The organism is Proteus sp. G2618 (genome assembly GCF_009915995.1).
Classification (GTDB): domain Bacteria; phylum Pseudomonadota; class Gammaproteobacteria; order Enterobacterales; family Enterobacteriaceae; genus Proteus; species Proteus terrae.
The window spans coordinates 345,241-362,556 of record NZ_JAABNI010000025.1; the positions used below are offsets into that span (position 1 = coordinate 345,241).

Annotated in this window: 17 protein-coding genes and 1 pseudogene; 12 read left to right on the top strand and 6 right to left on the bottom strand. The window is 33.1% G+C overall.

The window, feature by feature from the left end; genetic code table 11:
* Positions 1-36: 36 nt before the first annotated feature.
* Complete coding sequence (locus GWJ01_RS16450) at positions 37-912, bottom strand: DMT family transporter (protein ID WP_202611245.1); 876 nt, start codon at positions 910-912, stop codon at positions 37-39.
* A 181-nt stretch (positions 913-1,093) separates the two neighbouring features.
* Here GWJ01_RS16450 and GWJ01_RS16455 point away from each other — a divergent pair, with 181 nt between their 5' ends.
* Positions 1,094-2,428: an aminotransferase-like domain-containing protein gene (locus tag GWJ01_RS16455; RefSeq protein WP_109393774.1), complete on the top strand. Its 1,335-nt coding sequence runs from the start codon at positions 1,094-1,096 to the stop codon at positions 2,426-2,428.
* A 67-nt stretch (positions 2,429-2,495) separates the two neighbouring features.
* Here the strand turns inward: GWJ01_RS16455 and GWJ01_RS16460 are convergent, their stop codons facing one another.
* Positions 2,496-3,584, bottom strand: a complete 1,089-nt coding sequence (locus GWJ01_RS16460; RefSeq protein WP_161711332.1) for an alpha/beta hydrolase family protein — start codon at positions 3,582-3,584, stop codon at positions 2,496-2,498.
* Positions 3,585-4,130: 546 nt separating this feature from the next.
* Here GWJ01_RS16460 and GWJ01_RS16465 point away from each other — a divergent pair.
* From GWJ01_RS16465 to GWJ01_RS16480, 4 genes are all read left to right on the top strand, one after another.
* A complete protein-coding gene (locus tag GWJ01_RS16465; protein ID WP_227003163.1) occupies positions 4,131-4,508 on the top strand; it encodes a lysozyme inhibitor LprI family protein in 378 nt (125 codons plus the stop codon).
* Between the two features lie 206 nt (positions 4,509-4,714).
* Complete coding sequence (locus GWJ01_RS16470; protein WP_109393771.1) at positions 4,715-5,248, top strand: carbapenem self-resistance protein CarG family protein; 534 nt, start codon at positions 4,715-4,717, stop codon at positions 5,246-5,248.
* A 217-nt stretch (positions 5,249-5,465) separates the two neighbouring features.
* Positions 5,466-6,266, top strand: coding sequence for a MetQ/NlpA family lipoprotein (locus GWJ01_RS16475; RefSeq protein WP_161711333.1), 801 nt, complete (start codon positions 5,466-5,468; stop codon positions 6,264-6,266).
* A gap of 281 nt (positions 6,267-6,547) precedes the next feature.
* A complete protein-coding gene (locus tag GWJ01_RS16480) occupies positions 6,548-7,831 on the top strand; it encodes a cystathionine gamma-synthase family protein (RefSeq protein WP_161711334.1) in 1,284 nt (427 codons plus the stop codon).
* Between the two features lie 66 nt (positions 7,832-7,897).
* Here GWJ01_RS16480 and GWJ01_RS16485 read toward each other — a convergent pair whose 3' ends face one another.
* Positions 7,898-8,455: a GNAT family N-acetyltransferase gene (locus GWJ01_RS16485; protein WP_161711335.1), complete on the bottom strand. Its 558-nt coding sequence runs from the start codon at positions 8,453-8,455 to the stop codon at positions 7,898-7,900.
* Between the two features lie 287 nt (positions 8,456-8,742).
* Here GWJ01_RS16485 and GWJ01_RS16490 point away from each other — a divergent pair, with 287 nt between their 5' ends.
* Together GWJ01_RS16490 and GWJ01_RS16495 are read left to right on the top strand one after the other, a co-directional pair.
* Positions 8,743-9,522 (top strand): helix-turn-helix domain-containing protein, encoded by a 780-nt coding sequence (locus GWJ01_RS16490; RefSeq protein WP_234566215.1) that lies wholly within the window; start codon positions 8,743-8,745, stop codon positions 9,520-9,522.
* A 132-nt stretch (positions 9,523-9,654) separates the two neighbouring features.
* The gene (locus GWJ01_RS16495) at positions 9,655-10,191 is read left to right on the top strand and encodes a metallophosphoesterase (protein ID WP_109393766.1); all 537 of its coding nucleotides are present in this window, start codon (positions 9,655-9,657) and stop codon (positions 10,189-10,191) included.
* Positions 10,192-10,288: 97 nt separating this feature from the next.
* Here the strand turns inward: GWJ01_RS16495 and ydeE are convergent, their stop codons facing one another.
* Positions 10,289-11,476, bottom strand: coding sequence for an efflux MFS transporter YdeE (gene ydeE, locus GWJ01_RS16500; RefSeq protein ID WP_161711336.1), 1,188 nt, complete (start codon positions 11,474-11,476; stop codon positions 10,289-10,291).
* A gap of 302 nt (positions 11,477-11,778) precedes the next feature.
* On the opposite strand from ydeE, the pseudogene GWJ01_RS16505 reads away from it, so the two are divergent.
* Together GWJ01_RS16505 and GWJ01_RS16510 are read left to right on the top strand one after the other, a co-directional pair.
* A pseudogene (locus tag GWJ01_RS16505) lies at positions 11,779-12,324 on the top strand (carboxyl transferase domain-containing protein); the annotation flags it as partial.
* 10 nt (positions 12,325-12,334) lie between these two features.
* Positions 12,335-12,475: a hypothetical protein gene (locus GWJ01_RS16510; RefSeq protein WP_234566216.1), complete on the top strand. Its 141-nt coding sequence runs from the start codon at positions 12,335-12,337 to the stop codon at positions 12,473-12,475.
* Between the two features lie 3 nt (positions 12,476-12,478).
* Here GWJ01_RS16510 and GWJ01_RS16515 read toward each other — a convergent pair whose 3' ends face one another.
* The gene (locus tag GWJ01_RS16515) at positions 12,479-13,981 is read right to left on the bottom strand and encodes an MFS transporter (protein ID WP_109393763.1); all 1,503 of its coding nucleotides are present in this window, start codon (positions 13,979-13,981) and stop codon (positions 12,479-12,481) included.
* A 152-nt stretch (positions 13,982-14,133) separates the two neighbouring features.
* On the opposite strand from GWJ01_RS16515, the gene GWJ01_RS16520 reads away from it, so the two are divergent.
* Positions 14,134-14,730 (top strand): TetR/AcrR family transcriptional regulator, encoded by a 597-nt coding sequence (locus GWJ01_RS16520; RefSeq protein ID WP_161711337.1) that lies wholly within the window; start codon positions 14,134-14,136, stop codon positions 14,728-14,730.
* A gap of 344 nt (positions 14,731-15,074) precedes the next feature.
* Here the strand turns inward: GWJ01_RS16520 and GWJ01_RS16525 are convergent, their stop codons facing one another.
* Positions 15,075-15,410, bottom strand: a complete 336-nt coding sequence (locus GWJ01_RS16525; RefSeq protein ID WP_326490314.1) for an iron chelate uptake ABC transporter family permease subunit — start codon at positions 15,408-15,410, stop codon at positions 15,075-15,077.
* Between the two features lie 695 nt (positions 15,411-16,105).
* Here GWJ01_RS16525 and GWJ01_RS16530 point away from each other — a divergent pair.
* Together GWJ01_RS16530 and tnpA are read left to right on the top strand one after the other, a co-directional pair.
* Positions 16,106-16,573 carry a hypothetical protein gene (locus GWJ01_RS16530; protein ID WP_161711338.1) on the top strand — a complete coding sequence of 156 codons (468 nt, stop codon included), beginning with the start codon at positions 16,106-16,108 and terminating at the stop codon, positions 16,571-16,573.
* Positions 16,574-16,820: 247 nt separating this feature from the next.
* On the top strand, positions 16,821-17,276 hold the full coding sequence (tnpA, locus tag GWJ01_RS16535) for an IS200/IS605 family transposase (protein WP_161710588.1): 456 nt from the start codon (positions 16,821-16,823) through the stop codon (positions 17,274-17,276).
* Positions 17,277-17,316: the final 40 nt, after the last annotated feature.

The following is a 17,316-nucleotide window of genomic DNA, read 5'->3' on the forward strand; positions in this document are numbered from 1 at the left end:
TTTAGCGTGTTTTTAGTTTTAAATGTTTGGTTTTAATTAGGCATATTTTCTTGAACCAGCAACACAAAAAATAACGCCAACAGTTACTAACAACATCAATAAATTGACTGATTCATGAAGTAATATAGCAGCTAAACCTAATCCAAAGAAAGGTTGTAATAATTGAAGTTGTCCTACTGCTGCGATCCCACCTTGTGATAATCCTTTGTACCAAAATATAAAACCAATCAACATACTAAAAAGCGAAACATAACCTAAGCCCACCCATGCTGATACACTAATTGTCACAAGCTTTTCAGGCATAAGAATAAAGCTAAAAATAAGCATTGGAGGTAAAGATACAATCAATGCCCAACATATAACCTGCCAACCACCTAATGCTTTCGTTAAAGTCGCACCTTCAGCATAACCTAAACCACAAACAATCACTGATGCTATCATTAATAAATCAGCACTGATTAATGATGCTCCATCTTGAGAAATGGCATACCCCATCACCAATAAACTCCCAATAATAGAAAAAAGCCAGAAAATAGGGCGTGGCTTTTCACCACCACGTATTACTGCAAAAATTGCCGTAGATAACGGTAATAAAGCTAAAAAAACAAGAGAGTGTGCAGAAGTTATTTCTTGTAGTGCAATAGCCGTTAATAATGGAAAACCAACGACAACACCTAATGAAACAACTGTTAATGAAATCCACTGTTTAAACGTAGGTAATTTTTCTTTATATAACAGTAGCATTGCTAAAGATAATAATCCTGCAATTGTTGCTCTCGCTGCGGTTAAAAATAAAGGTTCAAAACCTAATACAGCCGCTTTTGTTGCAGGTAAAGATCCACTAAAAATCAACATACCAATAAATCCATTTACCCAGCCATTTGTCCGCTCTTTTTGATTAATTTGCTGCATACAATTTTCCATTTTTATTATGATAAATTTTAATAAAAAACAATTAATTACAATTTATGTAATAGCAACAGATATATAAAAATCTATTTATATAAAACTTGTATCTACGATGTAACTTGCTGAACTCCATCTTATGGAACACAATTATGACAATCAAATAATTGTCATGGATACAATTTCTATGGTTCAGCCCCGTTATAAATCTTTAGTTGATAAATTGGCGAACGAGATCCGTATAGGAAGATTACTACCAGGCACACGTTTGCCAACACATCGGCATTTAGCCGCAGAGCATAAAATGTCTCTTGCAACGGCAAGTCGTGTATACGCTGAGTTAGAAAGTATGGGGTTGATCATTGGTGAAACAGGAAGAGGAACTTTTGTAAGAGAATTGTCGCTTCCAATAAATCATGGAATAGAAAATCCTACAGCAGCAGATATGTTGGATCTTAATTTCAATTATCCCTCATTGCCTATTCAAGCTGAGCTATTACGTACTGAGCTAAAAAGATTGGCGACATCAGGTGAAATTGAATCATTACTTCGCTATCAGCCACATAGTGGAAAATTACACGATAAAACAGTGATTTCTCAATATCTTAAGAATAAAGAAATCACGGTTGAACCTGAAAATATTATTATTACTAACGGTGCACAACAAGGCATTGCAATTACATTATTAAGTGCTTTAAAACCGGGAGATGTTGTCGCGGTAGATGCATTAAGTTATCCCGGATTTAAATTAGCAGCACTCGCTCATCACTTGGAAATATTACCCATTCCCATAACACCATCAGGAACAGATTTAGGTAAGCTGGAAGAACTATGTAAAAAAAGGGCAATACGTGCACTTTATTGTATTCCTACACTACATAACCCAATGGGATGGGTACTAACATTAAAACAGCGACAACAATTAATTACTTTGGCGAGAAAATACCATTTCATGATAATTGAAGACGCGACTTATGCGTTTTTAGTTAAAAAAGCACCGCCTGCAATTGTTACCTTGGCGCCAGATATTACATTTTATATTTCAGGATTTTCTAAGAATATAGCTTCTGGATTAAGAGTTGGTTTTATTGTTGCTCCTACAAACACTATTTCATCGTTAGAGCGATCAATGAGAGTAACGACATGGAATACACCTGCTCTTATGACTTCCATTGTATGCCAATGGGTGAAAGAGGGAGTGGTTGATAAATTAGAATTATTATTACGTAAAGATGCACAGCAGCGACAAAAAATAGTGAGTGAAATATTTGAAGGACTTACTTATATTCATCATCCGACCTCCTATTTTTTATGGATCCCCTTACCTGAAGAAGTTAGAGCCGATAAAATTGTTGCTTCATTACATCAATTTCAAATATCTGTTGCTACTGCTGAGCCTTATGCCACAACAACCAATATTCCTCATGCAATTCGTATTGCATTAGCTTCGATTGATATTAATTTATTGCGTAATGCATTAAGAAAAATTAGAGAGATTATTGAGTATCAAGTTGATTTATAATTAAATTATTAAAATTCTTACACTTTAACGCCTAAAGAGCGGTTTTTATTTAGGTGTTATCTACATTTTATCTTAAACTTGTATTGCCACTTTCACATTTAAAATCAACATAATCAGAAAGTATTGTTGCATCTTCAGTGATCCACGCTGTTAAGTAATTTAAAGCATCAGAGGAATAGCTATCTCGTCCCTGATAAATAAAAAGCATCTGTTTCCACCAAGGCCATTGATTCTCTAATTGATAATTAAAAAACGGTGCTTTTAATAAGCCATGTGAGGCATTAGGGAATAGGGCAACTGTTTTATCTACATGATTTCCTAATAGGGCTTTATATAAACATGCATTTTTTGATGCATCGACATTCAGATCTAACTCACCAAACATAGCCAGTACTCGTCCATTCATATGAGGTAAATCTTTAGATGAATCGTTTAAATAGTTTTGAATAACAAAATAGAAGCGATCATCAGACATATCTCCCTGAGCTGAAATATCATTGCTACCATTAATGCCAAATACACGATCATTTTGTTGCAGTTGCTCTGAGACTCTTCGAGTAATTTCCTTATCATCAACATTGTCGGCTTTTAAACGGACTTGATGATAATAAGCACCTTGAGCTCGCCAGTTTACAGCCCCACCAATAATGACGGAAAAATCAGGTTTAGATTGCGTCGCGGCAATAGGGATAACCCATCCAGCCTGTGAAAATCCCAAATAACCAACTTTAATATCAGTATGGGTAAATTTCTTTTGAATAAGCTGTAAGGCTATTCGCGCTTCATCTGCTCTATCTTGCATAGATTGAAGCAACCAATTTCCTTGGCTTTCGCCCACACCAGCTTTATCCCATGTATACACACCAATACCTGCATCCAGCAAACTATTAATTAATGGTAAATATCCACTATTAGAAAAGCGATCTTGAGTGCCATCACCATGAACAAAAATAGCAACTGCTTTTATGTTGTTCTGATCCGGTAAAATTAATGTTCCAGATAAAGTATCCGTTTTAGAAGCAAAACTAATCGGTGTTATCACTGAAGCATGATCATCCAATTCAAAATCAGAATACTGACCACCACTAATGATAATCACAAAAATAAGAGTGATAAGCCCTGAATAAAGCCAAATTGATTTGAAACATTTTTTCATAGCTTGAAAAATCCACGATGGGTATAGACCCGTAAGTATTATAAATAAATCATTTATGACCATATTTATATAATATGCATTAATTAGACTGATTAGTCTAATTAATTGAATTAGTTTTATTAAAATCTCCTTAAATAAGAACTAGTAAGAGGAGTTTCTTATTAAAGTGAAATTTATTAGATATTTTTAATAAAAATGTTTCAGTACGAAAAAAATAATAGAAAATGACCACTATTTTACTTAATTTTTTATAAATGACATTTTTTGTTAAAGAAAAAGGATATTGAGTTATCATTTTTTTAAATTTGTATTAAATAAGTATTTCCTCTAAACAAAATATCAGTATAATTACTAAAGGTTAAACATTGAAATTTAAATTTGACTATCTAAAATAGAGCGATTTTGCGTTGTTTTCACGTAATTGTCATATAAGAAATATTGCTAAACTAATAAAAAACTTACTTTGTTTTTATCTTTTAAACTAATTAGTAAAGGAATTAAGTAAATATCTTTAGCGATATTTTTAATCAAAAAATGGACGGTATGATGAAAAAAATTATCCTATTCGGTGCAATATCTGGCGGTATACTATTTTGGTCTATACATTTACAAGCAGATAATTTCGATTGTCGGAATGCAGCGACTCAGACTGAAATTAACCAATGTGTATATCAAGATTTTCAGCAAAAAGATGAAGAACTTAACCATATTTATCAACAATATTATGCCAAATTAGAAGGTAGTCGAAAGGATCAACTTAAACAAGCCCAGTTGGTTTGGATTAATTTTAGAGACCTCTCTTGTCAATATGAAGCTGACTATTATCAAGGCGGTAGTTTAGCCCCTATGGTATATAGCAGTTGTTTAAAAGATAAAACAAATGAAAGAATTAGCGATCTTAAAAATTACATTGCTCTATATTAAATCGAAACATTAAATCTAAAAAATATAAATATTAAAGATATATTCTTTTTATAATAGTCAAATAAGTATAATGCTTAGCATGAAAATAATTTATAAATGATACAATTGTAAATTTTGTATTATTTTGAAACATAAAATGCCTTGACTAATCACTGCTACAAAGTAGTCTGATGCACAAGTAATAAGTAAAAAAAGAAGTGAATACAATGAATAAGATATTAAAACTTGGGCTAGGATTACTTTTCTTATCGCTACCATTTGCTTCAACATCAGCAGATATTAAACTTGAATATGGAGTAAATCTTATCGATTTTAATGGTGATGGTGTTCCTGATGTCGTTGTTAAGTCTAAACGGCCATTAAATGATTCAACATCTGTTGATATGGCAACTGTTTATATCAAAGGAAGCGATCAAAAAGTTTATATTGTTCCGTCCATATATGCTAATGCTTTGAGTCTTTACAACAATAAGATTAAAGGTACAGATATCACTATCTCTGATTTCAAATTCATTGAGAAAAAAGACCACGTTGTTTTGTTAAGTGCGGAAAAAGTAGGAAACAACTTACAAAAAACCACTCCAATCCGTTTCTCTAGCTATTCTATTTTAGAAAATAAAAAAGGTGATGAAATTCAGTTTAAATGGCAATTTAATAGCTATTGTGTAACTGAATTATCCTATCTTAGCGTAGAAGATGCGTATTCTGATAATTGCATAAACAAAATTATTAATGAATAAATCTACAATTAAATAGCAAACACATCATATTATGATGTGTTTCTTTTTTATTTTATAAAACAATGCATTGTGAAAATATAAACAATATTCCTTTCTTTATATGCATTGGGTACTTGTATCATTTCTTGTTCCTTGTTATTAATCTATTGTTAGGATATTTCTTAATCAAAATGATTTTTATGGCGCTGTTTTATCAAGATCTGTTTAAGAGGGAGATATGAAGGAAATTATTACAGGTTTACTTCTAGCCTCAATATCACTATTTACTGTATCTTGCTCACAAGAAGATACACATAGAGTAAAAGTGGCAATTAATACAGGGCCTGATCAAGTGATTTGGGATGAAGTTATTCGTTTAGCGAAATTAACTGAAGGATTAGATGTTGAGATTGTTGCTTTCAATGATTATGTTCAACCTAATAAGGCATTGAACGATAAAGAAGTTGATGCAAATGCGTTTCAATCCATTCCTTATTTTCAAGCTCAAATGAAAGAGCATGGCTACCAATTTCATATTGCCAGTAAAACGTATATCTTTCCTTTAGCCGCATACTCTAAAAAAATTAGCGATATAAATGAATTAAAGCCTGGTGATGTCGTTGCAATTTCAAGTGAAGTTAGCATGAAAGGGCGAGCACTTTTATTACTAGCAGAAAATCATCTCATTACTCTTAACGATAATGTTGGTTTCACAGCAACAGTGGACGATATTATCTATAACCCAAAAGAAATTACTTTTGTTGAAGTTGACACACCTAAGCTTACCGAAGCATTAAATGATCCAAGTGTCACAATGGCTATAATCAACAATAATTTTTCATCCCAAGTTGGGCTAATTGCGACTCGTGATGGATTGATCTTAGAAAATAAAAATTCACCTTATGCTAATGTTATTGTTACGCGTGAAGATAACAAAAATGATGAAAATATAAAAAAACTGGTTTCAGTTCTGCATTCAAGACAAATCGAGTTAAAATTCAAAGAAATGTATAAAGGTGATGCTGTAAGAGCTTGGTAACATCCTTTAACTTAAAGGTAAAAAGAGGTGTTCATTCTTTTTATCTTTAAGTTTTTCCTACTTTTTCCTTCTTTTTTAACTAGAATAATCAACTTTTATTTAGTTAAATCACCTTGATTAAACACCACTGAATGGATAGAACCTTTTATTTAAAGTTATCTTTATGTTAGAGCTCGTTATTTTTATATAACTATTGGTTTTTATTCTATATAAAACATTCTAACAACATGAATTTTTTTCAGTATGATAAAGATCCTTCATTAAACATAAGAAATAAAAAAATGACTGACTCTCAACTGAAAAAACAATATATCGGCGAACATAAATTATCACCAGAAACATTAATGATGAGCTATGGCTTTGATCCATTACTCTCTGAAGGATCAGTTAAACCACCTGTGTTTTTAACATCTACCTTTATTTTTAAAAGCGCTGAAGAGGGTAAAGCTTTTTTTGATACCGTAAGTGGTAGAAAACCTTTACCTGAAGGTGAAAAAGCAGGTTTGGTTTATTCTCGCTTTAATCAACCTAATAGTGAGATTGTTGAAGACAGGTTGGCCGTTTATGAAAATACACAATCTTGTGTATTATTTTCATCAGGAATGTCTGCAATTACCACAACATTAATGGCATTAACGCAACCTGATGATGTTATTTTACACTCACAGCCACTTTATGGCGGAACTGAGACATTAATTGCCAAAACACTGGCTAAATTTGGTATTCAAGCCACACCATTTACTGATGGACTTAACCATTCACTTATTCAAGAACAAGCTAATGTAGCCAGTCAAAAAGGGCGTGTCTCCGTTATTTTTGCAGAAACTCCTGCAAACCCAACTAATTCCTTAGTAGATATTGAAGCATTAAAAAATGTTGCTGATCAATTAGAAAAAACGCAAGGCTATCGTCCTATCATCGTTTGTGATAACACATTACTAGGCCCTGTATATCAGCATCCAATAGAACAAGGCGCTGATATTTCAGTTTACTCTTTAACTAAATATGTTGGTGGTCATTCAGATTTAGTTGCTGGTGCGGCTATGGGCTCTCGTGAACTGATTAATCAAATCAGATTACTAAGAGGCGCAATAGGAACACAACTTGATCCACATTCTTGCTGGATGCTAGGCCGTTCTTTAGAAACGTTACAAATTAGAATGGAAAAAGCCAATCAGAATGCGTTATTAGTTGCAGAATTTCTGCGTGGCCATGAAAAAGTAAAAGCAATTCATTATTTACCTTTTGCTGATAAAAATTCTGTTGAAGCTCAGGTTTTTGCCAAACAATGCACTGGTGCAGGATCAACGTTCTCTTTTGATATTGTGGGCGGAGAAAGTGAAGCTTTCCGTTTTCTTAATGCAATGAAAATTTTTAAACTTGCAGTAAGTCTAGGGGGAACAGAATCTCTAGCTTGTCATCCGGGTTCAACAACACATTCGGGTGTACCAATGACATTAAGACATAGCATTGGTATTCAAGACACTACAATTCGTTTATCGATTGGTATAGAAAATCCACAAGACTTAATTGCTGATTTATCGCAAGCATTAGCAAGTGCTTAATTAAATAGCTGTGTTAATATTAAAAAACACCAGATAATGTGAATTTCACAGTCTGGTGTTTTTGTTTTAATCGGTCTGTTTTTGGATCTCAACCCATTCATCTTTAGTTAAGCGACAAATATTTTCAACTTTCACTTCATCTAAAAATTCTGCGTATTGCTCTTCAATAACATGATGAAATTTAAATCCGCATTTCTCTTGTGCTTTTTGTGACTTCTCATTATCAGCGAAGTAACCACACCATAAATTATCCAATTTCAGTGTTTCAAAGCTATGCCGACTAATTTCTTTTACAGCTTCAGGTATTAAACCTTTGCCCCAAAATGGAACTCCAATCCAATAAGAGACTTCAGCATCATTATCTCCAATTGGAAAATTACTCTCATTTGCGAAAGATAATCCGACCAAGCCGACAGCTTGGTCATCATTAAGTAACGTAACGGCATAAACTTCGTCACTCATAAATATAGTGCGAATAATTTCGGCACTTTCTTCAACACTTTTATGTACTGGCCAACCTGCAATTGGGCCAACACGCTCATCTTTTGCATATTGATACAAACTTGACGCATCAGAAAGTTTCCAAGGGCGCAATACAAGTCTTTCCGTTTTTAATGTTTTCATTTCAATGACTTCTCTTAATTTTTAAATATTCTGCAATTTATCTTACGTCTTTAAGATGTGTGTATTCTAAAGAAAAGAAATAAAGAACCGAATGTCATAAAAGAGGCAAAATCGGTACTTTTGACAACTAAATAAAAGGAAATACTTGTTATTAAGTTCAATATCGTCAAATATAAAAACAGCAAATGGGCTAGATAAAATTAAAAGAGGGTAATTGATTTATGTTGAGTCAAGTGTTGTCACAACTTAATGAATCATCACAACATGTCATAATAGGTGAAAGTGATATGACGAATGAAATTGGTTATCCTCTACCACTATCTTATATTGTGGTTATGATTTGTTTAGAAGGCAGGGCAATAATCAATATAGGCTTTCAAAAGCAAGCAATCAAAGCGAATGATATTCTTATATTAGGCGATGATATGATGACAATTTTGAGTCAAAAATCAGCAAACTTTCGCTTATTTTATTGCTTTCTTGATAAATCTTTTGCCTCAGAAATTGCTTATTCTCTTTCTAATACTTTATTTGCTTTTCTCCATGAAAATCCTGTCTGCCATCCACCCAAAGAGCAATATGAAGCCTTAAACAGATGGACTCAACAACTAAAATATATAGATAACCATTATTCTGAACACAGAAAATTGATGTTAAAAAATCACTTACAAAATCTCTTTTTTGCTATTACTGAATTAATACCTGCTCATTTTTCTATTGCTAAAAAAGAATTCAGCCGTAAAGAAAAGCTTTGCTGGCAATTTTGGGAATTGATTGGAAAACACTGTTTAGAGCATAGAGAGGTGGCTTTTTATGCAAATAAGCTTAATATTACACCGTTTTATTTATCACAAATAACAAAGCAATTTTTTAATGATGCACCTAAGGCCTTGATTAACCGTCAAGTTACTCTTGAAATAAAAGCATTATTAATGCACACTTCGCTTTCGGTAAATGAGTTATCAATAAAACTTCATTTTGATGATCCCTCTTATTTATGCCGATACTTTAAAAGAGAAACAGGTAAATCTTTATCTAGTTACCGTAAACAACATCAACGACAATAAGACAGATGATATTGTGCTTATCGTTTAATTTTTAACTAAAGGAGGAAATTATTTTGAAAAAATATCACTATACAGACCGAGGGAAAATATTCTCTTAAGGTTGATAATTCTATTATTTATTAAGAAATTACTATGATTTATTTTACTTCTGATACACATTTTTGCCATTCAAATATCCTCAATCTTTGTGATCGTCCATTCAATAGTATTAGCCATATGAATGACACTCTAATTCATAATTGGAATGCTTACGTCTCTGATAATGACGAAATCTATATTTTAGGTGATTTTCTTTATCGAGGTACAGGGCGAGATGCTAATCAAATCTTGCGCCGATTAAAAGGTAAAAAGTACCTTATCCGCGGAAACCACGACAAGTTTCTAGACGATTCGGAATTTGATGTATCTGCATTTGAATGGGTAAAAGATTATTTTGAGTTGGATTATAAAAAAAGAAAAATTGTTATGTTCCATTACCCTATATTGGAATGGGCTGGTTTTTTCCGTGATTCTATTCATTTATATGGTCATGTCCATAATTCACAAAAAGATCCCACTCAACGTAAACGTTTAGATGTTTTAGGAAAAAGCGCAATTAATGTCGGTGTCGATGTGAATGACTTTTTCCCCATTAGCATTGAAACCATACTAAGAAGAACATCTAAATAACCTTATTATTAGCAGTCGTGGTTTACTCGCAAACGAATTCCATAAAAAAGACATCCATCGGGATGTCTTTTGGGTTTATGCTAATTAACCGCCAAAATTACAGTGCAATAGCTCTTTTTTGACTTACATTCATTCCTTGGATCATACAAAACCAAGCAAGACCACAAATCGCCATTAAAATCACAAATAAAGAAATAGGAGGGAATGAAGTCAAAATAAAACCACTAGCTAATGGATTAAGTGCGGCACCTAACCAACCTAATGACTGAGCCGAAAAATAACTTGCTTTCATTCCTAACGGCGCAATGTTATCAATCATCATATACTCACCAGGTGCATAAATTAATTCACCCAAGGTAAATACACCGATAGCTAATGCCCAAAAGATTAAATTATTGCCTGCAAACATAAAACCAAGTAAGCCCATCATAAAAAATAGCGTACCAAGCGTCATTAATTTACGTAGCCTTTCGGCTGTAACATGTTTACCGACAATATATTGTAGAGAGACGACAATGGCGGCGTTTACAGGTAATACAACCGCAATAACAGACTCTGCCAATTTTGCATCGTAGACCACTAAAATATATTGCGAAATACATGACGCAAAAGAGCCAAACGTTAATGTACCGAAAAAAGTCGAGAGTACAAACCAACTTAATGCTCTGTCTTTTAGCATTATTTTCGGATCCCACTTCACGCTATTTTCTTCACTCGCATTTATAGCTTTAGAACGCTGAACAAATAATTGGATCATAAAAAGTGGAACACTAGCAGAAATAGCAGCAAGCCAAAAGGGCAGTTGAGTTCCATACATTAATAATAAGGTGCCAATCGGAGGGCCAACCGTCCACCCCATATTAATAAAGGTATAGTTTAGAGAGAATATTTTAGGTTTTGCTGAATCCGATAAAGTTTCAGAAAAATAGGCCTTTAACACAGTTGAAAATACTAAATAAGAGCAGTTAATTACTGAGAAAAAGATAACCACTAAAATAGTACTATGAACCATAGGTATTGCGGCAAAACCAAAGATAAACGTTATAATAGATAGTAGCATATAACGTTTTTTCTCAAATTTATCAGCAAGCATTCCAAAGCCAAGACTGAAAAAAATACCTGTTGTTAATGCAATAGACATAGCAATACCAATATCATCGACAGGTAATTGATACTCCCGCGATAAATAGATCGCCATAAACGGTAATGTTGCACCTCTTCCTATTGTGAGAAGAAGTGATGAAAATAGTAATGCAGTTGTTGATCGTGTTTTTTTTGAGAACATATTATTTTTTTCTAATTATTTGTATTTTATAGAGTGTTTTATAGTTTATGCGTTTTTTACGGGTGAAAAAAGAACAAATGCGCACTGTGTATTAATACATGACTTACTAATTGCTGTATAGCTTTCAGTCAGCAAAAAAGCTCTTTTTGATCTTGTATTTTTTCTTGCTGATCTTGTAGTAATATTTAATTATCCCATTTTTGATAATAGTAATTATCAAATTCCTCTCTATCACCACAGTGTTATTTTTTCTAAACTGAGCTAATTACTGTTTTATTTACTGCACTAAATCTGAGGTCGTTATGTCTTTTATTCATCTTGAATTTGAAAAACCTATTGTGGAATTAGACGAAAAAATAGATGCCTTGCTCACCTTTAAGCAATCTCAAGATGAACCAACAGGTATTAATTTAGATGAAGAGATTGCACGCTTAAGGCAAAAAAGCCTTTCACTAACAAAATCTATTTTTACTGATTTAGGGGCTTGGGAAATAGTACAACTCGCTCGTCATCCCATGCGCCCATATACTCTTGACTATCTTAATGCGATTTTTACTGATTTTCAGGAGTTAGCGGGTGATAGAGCTTATGCCGATGATAAAGCAATTGTTGCGGGTTTAGCGGGTTTAGAAAAAATGCCAGTCATGGTGATTGGACAACAAAAAGGCCGCGATACAAAAGAGAAAATTCTTCGCAATTTTGGTATGCCATCACCAGAAGGTTACAGAAAAGCATTACGTTTAATGAAAATGGCAGAGCGCTTTTATCTACCTGTTATTATTTTTATTGATTCTGCAGGCGCTTATCCTGGTGTCGGCGCTGAAGAGCGCGGACAAGCAGAAGCATTGCTGTCTTGAGATGATTGAAGCGGGAAAATTACGGGCTATTGAATTTCCTCAACAACCCGCAACAATTAATTTAATGGCAATATATGCAACTCGTAGCTCTCTTTCACGTAATATTGAGTCTTTTCTTGAGTTTCTCGCTCAGCGTTTATAAATATTAATCTGTGATTTCTTGAGTAAGTGCAGTATGTTTTGCTTTAACAGGAAAAAGCACAATAAATAGTGTCACAAAACATGAGATCCCTGCGGTTGCAATCGCATAAGCAAATCCCGAATTAAATGCCTCTGGTAACAAAGTGACAAATCCTTTGTCTAAATTATTTATCGTATTTTCAGTCACTAAACTGACAATATCGATATAATTTACAGATATTCCCAATACTTGGCTTTGAATAACCATATAATGGATTGCTTGTTGCACCATCAATGTACCTAATAAAGCAATTCCCATCGTCATACCGGTTTGCCTTAATGTATTCATGGTTGCCGACGCCATACCAGAGCGAGATGGTGGCACACTTTTCATCACTAAAGCACCTATTGCTGGCGTTGATAATCCCATTCCGGCACCTAATAAAAAGAGGTAGCTTCCTGTTATTCCATAGTAGCTATTAGTTGCTAATGTCGCTAATAAACAAGAAGAAATGGCGATAAATAAGAAACCATAAATCATCAATTTTCTGACTGAGAAATAAGAAGAGAGTCTCCCAAAAGACATAGAGAATAGCGCCATTGCAATAAACTCTGGTGCCATTCTCCAACCTGTTTCTAATGCACTCCAGCCTTGTGCTTTTTGCAAAAAGAAAGCGATAAAAAATACATTACTATATGTGGCAAAACCCAAGGTAAAAGAAGAAAGATTATATTGAAAGAACGTGCGATCTTTAAATAACGCCAGTGGTAATAATGGACGTTCAACACGTTTTTCTATTATTAAGAAAAGGGTAAGAAGTATAACACCTACAATCAGTGTTGATAGGGTTCTATAATGTGTCCACCCAACAGAGCCAGCTTCAATTAAGCCATAAGTCAGCAATCCTAATCCCAACATACTGGTTAATTGACCTAAAGGATCTAAAGCAACATTTTCAGGATCAGCACTCTCACTTAATCCATACCAACCTAATAAAACGGTAATAATACCAATAGGAATATTAATAAGAAATATACTCGCCCAACCACTAGTATGAACTAAAACCCCACCTAAAATAGGGCCAATGATAAGTGATAACGCACTAACGGAAGACCAAATTCCGATGATACGAACGCGTTCAATATCAATAGGAAAAGCATGAGTAATTAAAGACAATGCACCCGGAATAAGTGCAGCAGCGGCAATACCTTGAATAATACGCCCAAGGATTAGTATTTCATGTTGCTGTGCAATCGCACAAATTATTGAACCTAATGTAAAAATAATCACACCCCATAGCCACACTTTTTTTCGTCCAAAACGATCACTTAAAGGGCCAGATGACAAAATACAAGCTGATAGACAAAGCGCATAAGCATCAACAATCCATTGCAAGGTTGCCATATCAGCATGAATATCATTTTGAATAGTCGGTAGAGCCACATTGACGATACTAATATCAAGAGTTGCCATAAAAGTACCTAAACAAATGGCACAGATAAGTGACAGTCGTTTTAAATAAGTCATAAGCTTTATTGCCTAAATAATGAATAATACTGGCATAATAATACCCGACTGACTGTCGGTCAATACTTATTGATAATGAGTTTCATTTATCATTATTGTGAGTCACTTTAATATAGAGTACTCTTTACAAGCGACTTTGAGGGAGATAAGCAATGTCATTAGAAGAACAAACAACAGATAAACCGAGAACAAAACCCGCAGAGGTTCGTTTAGAAGAGTTAATGAATGCCGCAGAAACATTATTTCTTGATAAAGGTTTTGATGCCACAACCGTTAGCGATATCGTAAAAAAAGCAGGGGTAGCTAAAGGGACGTATTATCACTATTTTTCTGCTAAAACAGACGTTCTTGATGCGCTCAGAACACGCTATATGGATTGGTATTTAAATAAAATAGATAACGCAATGAATGCCTGCTCACAACAAGATCATCATGAAAAATTAAAACAATGGTGTGAAATCAGCGTTATTGCTTATGTTGAAAAACAAGAATTACACGATATGCTTTTTCATCAAGCCTTTCATCAAAGCAGTAATATTCATGAAAATAGAGCATTACAGCAAATTCAATCACTGTTAATTTCAGGTACAGAAAATAAAACCTGGCACGTTACACAGCCGGGATTAACCAGTACATTGATTTATCATGGTATGCATGCCGCTGTTGATAATTTAGGTCATAGCGATGAATATACCGCAGAAACATTAGGTAATATGCTATATCAGCAATTTACACAATTACTAAAATAGCCAAAGCTTATCGTGACAACGTCACATTATTGCGTATCTAAAAGAGAAAAGGGTAATAGTTATTACTCTTTTTATTTAAATACGCTGAATTTCAGGCTCTAAGGCCATTTCTAAATAGGCATGACAACGCATTAATCATAAAAGCAATAAAAACAGTAAAAATTATGCGTAATTAATAACAATCAAAGCCTAAGAATATCAGTAAAAATTAGTGTAGATATCTTAGGCTTTTCAAATCAACGGCTACAATTTAACAACATTAAACATAGGAAATAACTACCACCTAAAATCGCCACTAAAGTTCCTGCTGCAATTTGTGCAGGATAAATAAATATTTGCCCAAGCTAATCAGCCCAAACCATTAAGGTTCCACCTATTAACCCCGAAACAATCAATTGTGATTTAATTTTTTTAGCACCAAGTAATATCGCCATATGAGGAGCAACTAAGCCAATAAAAGCGATAGGACCTACTGTTGAAGTCACTAAGGCACATAACAAGGACACAATGATTAATAAAATAATACTGGCACGCTCTATGTGTAATCCACGAGCTGAGGCAAAACCTCGACCAATTGATATTAAGGCAAGCCAGCGCGTTAATAAAAAAACGCTTCCCAGAATCAATGTGACCGCAAATGCAAAATATCTTGCTGATTTATTGTTGGATATAATCCTAATGCTTTAAATAACATCGGTACTTCACGTTTATCAACTTAAGTTTTATATTAATTCCGAGGGAAAATAATGTGTGTATTTTTATATAAATTTTAATGGCATTAGAATAACTTATGCTTAAACAAACTAATATAAGAGATAGCAATGATAAGTATACCGATAGCTGGAGCTAATATAAGTGATAAAAGAATGAACAAACTTTCTAGTGATAAAAGTCCACAGGATATAATGTTATTAAGAAATAAAGTTACAGATTTTTTTAGACATGGTGAAATAAATAATGCATTAACATTATTTATTTTAATGCCAATTTTGAAAGTGATAGCATCATGTTCTCTATTGATAACGAAGTTAAGTTAAAGTTTAACTTAAGAGATATTATTTTTGATATTGTTAATAATAAAGAAACAATAGCTGAAAATAGACCTTTAGAAAAAATAATGTATGGATTGATAGCATTATAGAAAATATAAACAAGAATAACATTATAAATAATAATGAAGACATCATATCAATTATTGAAAAAATAAAGAGAGAGTGTCTATTTCATAGTAAAAAACAATAAAATAGAATTCTATTTAGTTGATGAATCTGGTAAGAAAAAAATATCAACGGAACATTATCTCAATAGTGATGTCTATCATAAGATATCTGAATTAGATAAAGATACACAAATTTGGCTATTAGAAATATCGTTAATGAATAAGGTTAATATTGATTTAGTTATTGATATTTTTGAGAATATTAAACTAAAATTATTTGGTAATCAATTTAGTCACAACATAGACTATAATAACTATATATTTAATTTAATATTAAAATATTTAGATAATCTAAAACCCAAAGATTACTATTTAGATGAAATGAAAAAATTTATTAATAATAAATTAGGAGATGTTAATTTAGTAGTTCAAAATAGAATGCCAAGTTTAATAGATAATTTATCTACTTTCAATCCGGATAAAAAAGAAGCGTTAATATCCTCCATAGCTAAAATTGCAACGAGTAAGAATGCTAACAATAGAGTTTTATTGTGTGAGGAAATAGAAAAAAACTATAGAAATGATGGTATCTCTTTATTTTCGGATCAAAATAAAACATTCATCATCTTTAAACATAAAATTATCTATGAACTTATTCAAAATGGTGAAAAAATGAATAATTAAAAACTCAGAGTTAGATCAAAAATATAGGGTAGATATGTAGAAAATTCAGTAAAAAGGCTCGATAAATAATATCGAGCCTTTTTACTATTTATTATGGGCTTTAGCCAGTTTAAGTCGCGTCAGCGTCTTAAATATAAAACCACCCGCTATGCGGGTGGGTATTAAAGGTTATACCAAGAAAAACACCTTTCCGTTACGATATAGATGTTCAAGCTAATATTCGTAACTTAAATAAGGAAAGGTGTTTATGGGCATTAAAGCACAAAGCTCAGCACATACAAAGTGGCTGTGTAAATACCATATCGTCTTTTCGCCGAAATATAGACGGAAAGTAATTTTTAATAAAATTCGTTCAAGTATAGGTGAAATCCTTCGAGGCCTTTGTAAATATAAAGGTGTAGAAATAATCGAAGGGCACCTTATGCCAGATCATGTTCATATGTTAGTGAGTATTCCACCGAAGATATGCGTATCAAGCTTCATGGGATATTTGAAAGATAAAAGTTCGTTGATGATCTTTGATAGACATGCCAATCTCAAATATAAATTTGGCAACAGAAAGTTTTGGGCGGAAGGGTTCTATGTCACAACAGTTGGACTCAATGAAGCCACAATTCAAAAGTATATCAGAGAGCAAGAAAAGTCGAATTTAATCTCGGATAAATTGAGCAATAAAGAATATGAAAACCCCTTCAAGGGGTAAGCCAAAGTAGCAAAGACACTGAGCTTGAACGAAGAGAAAG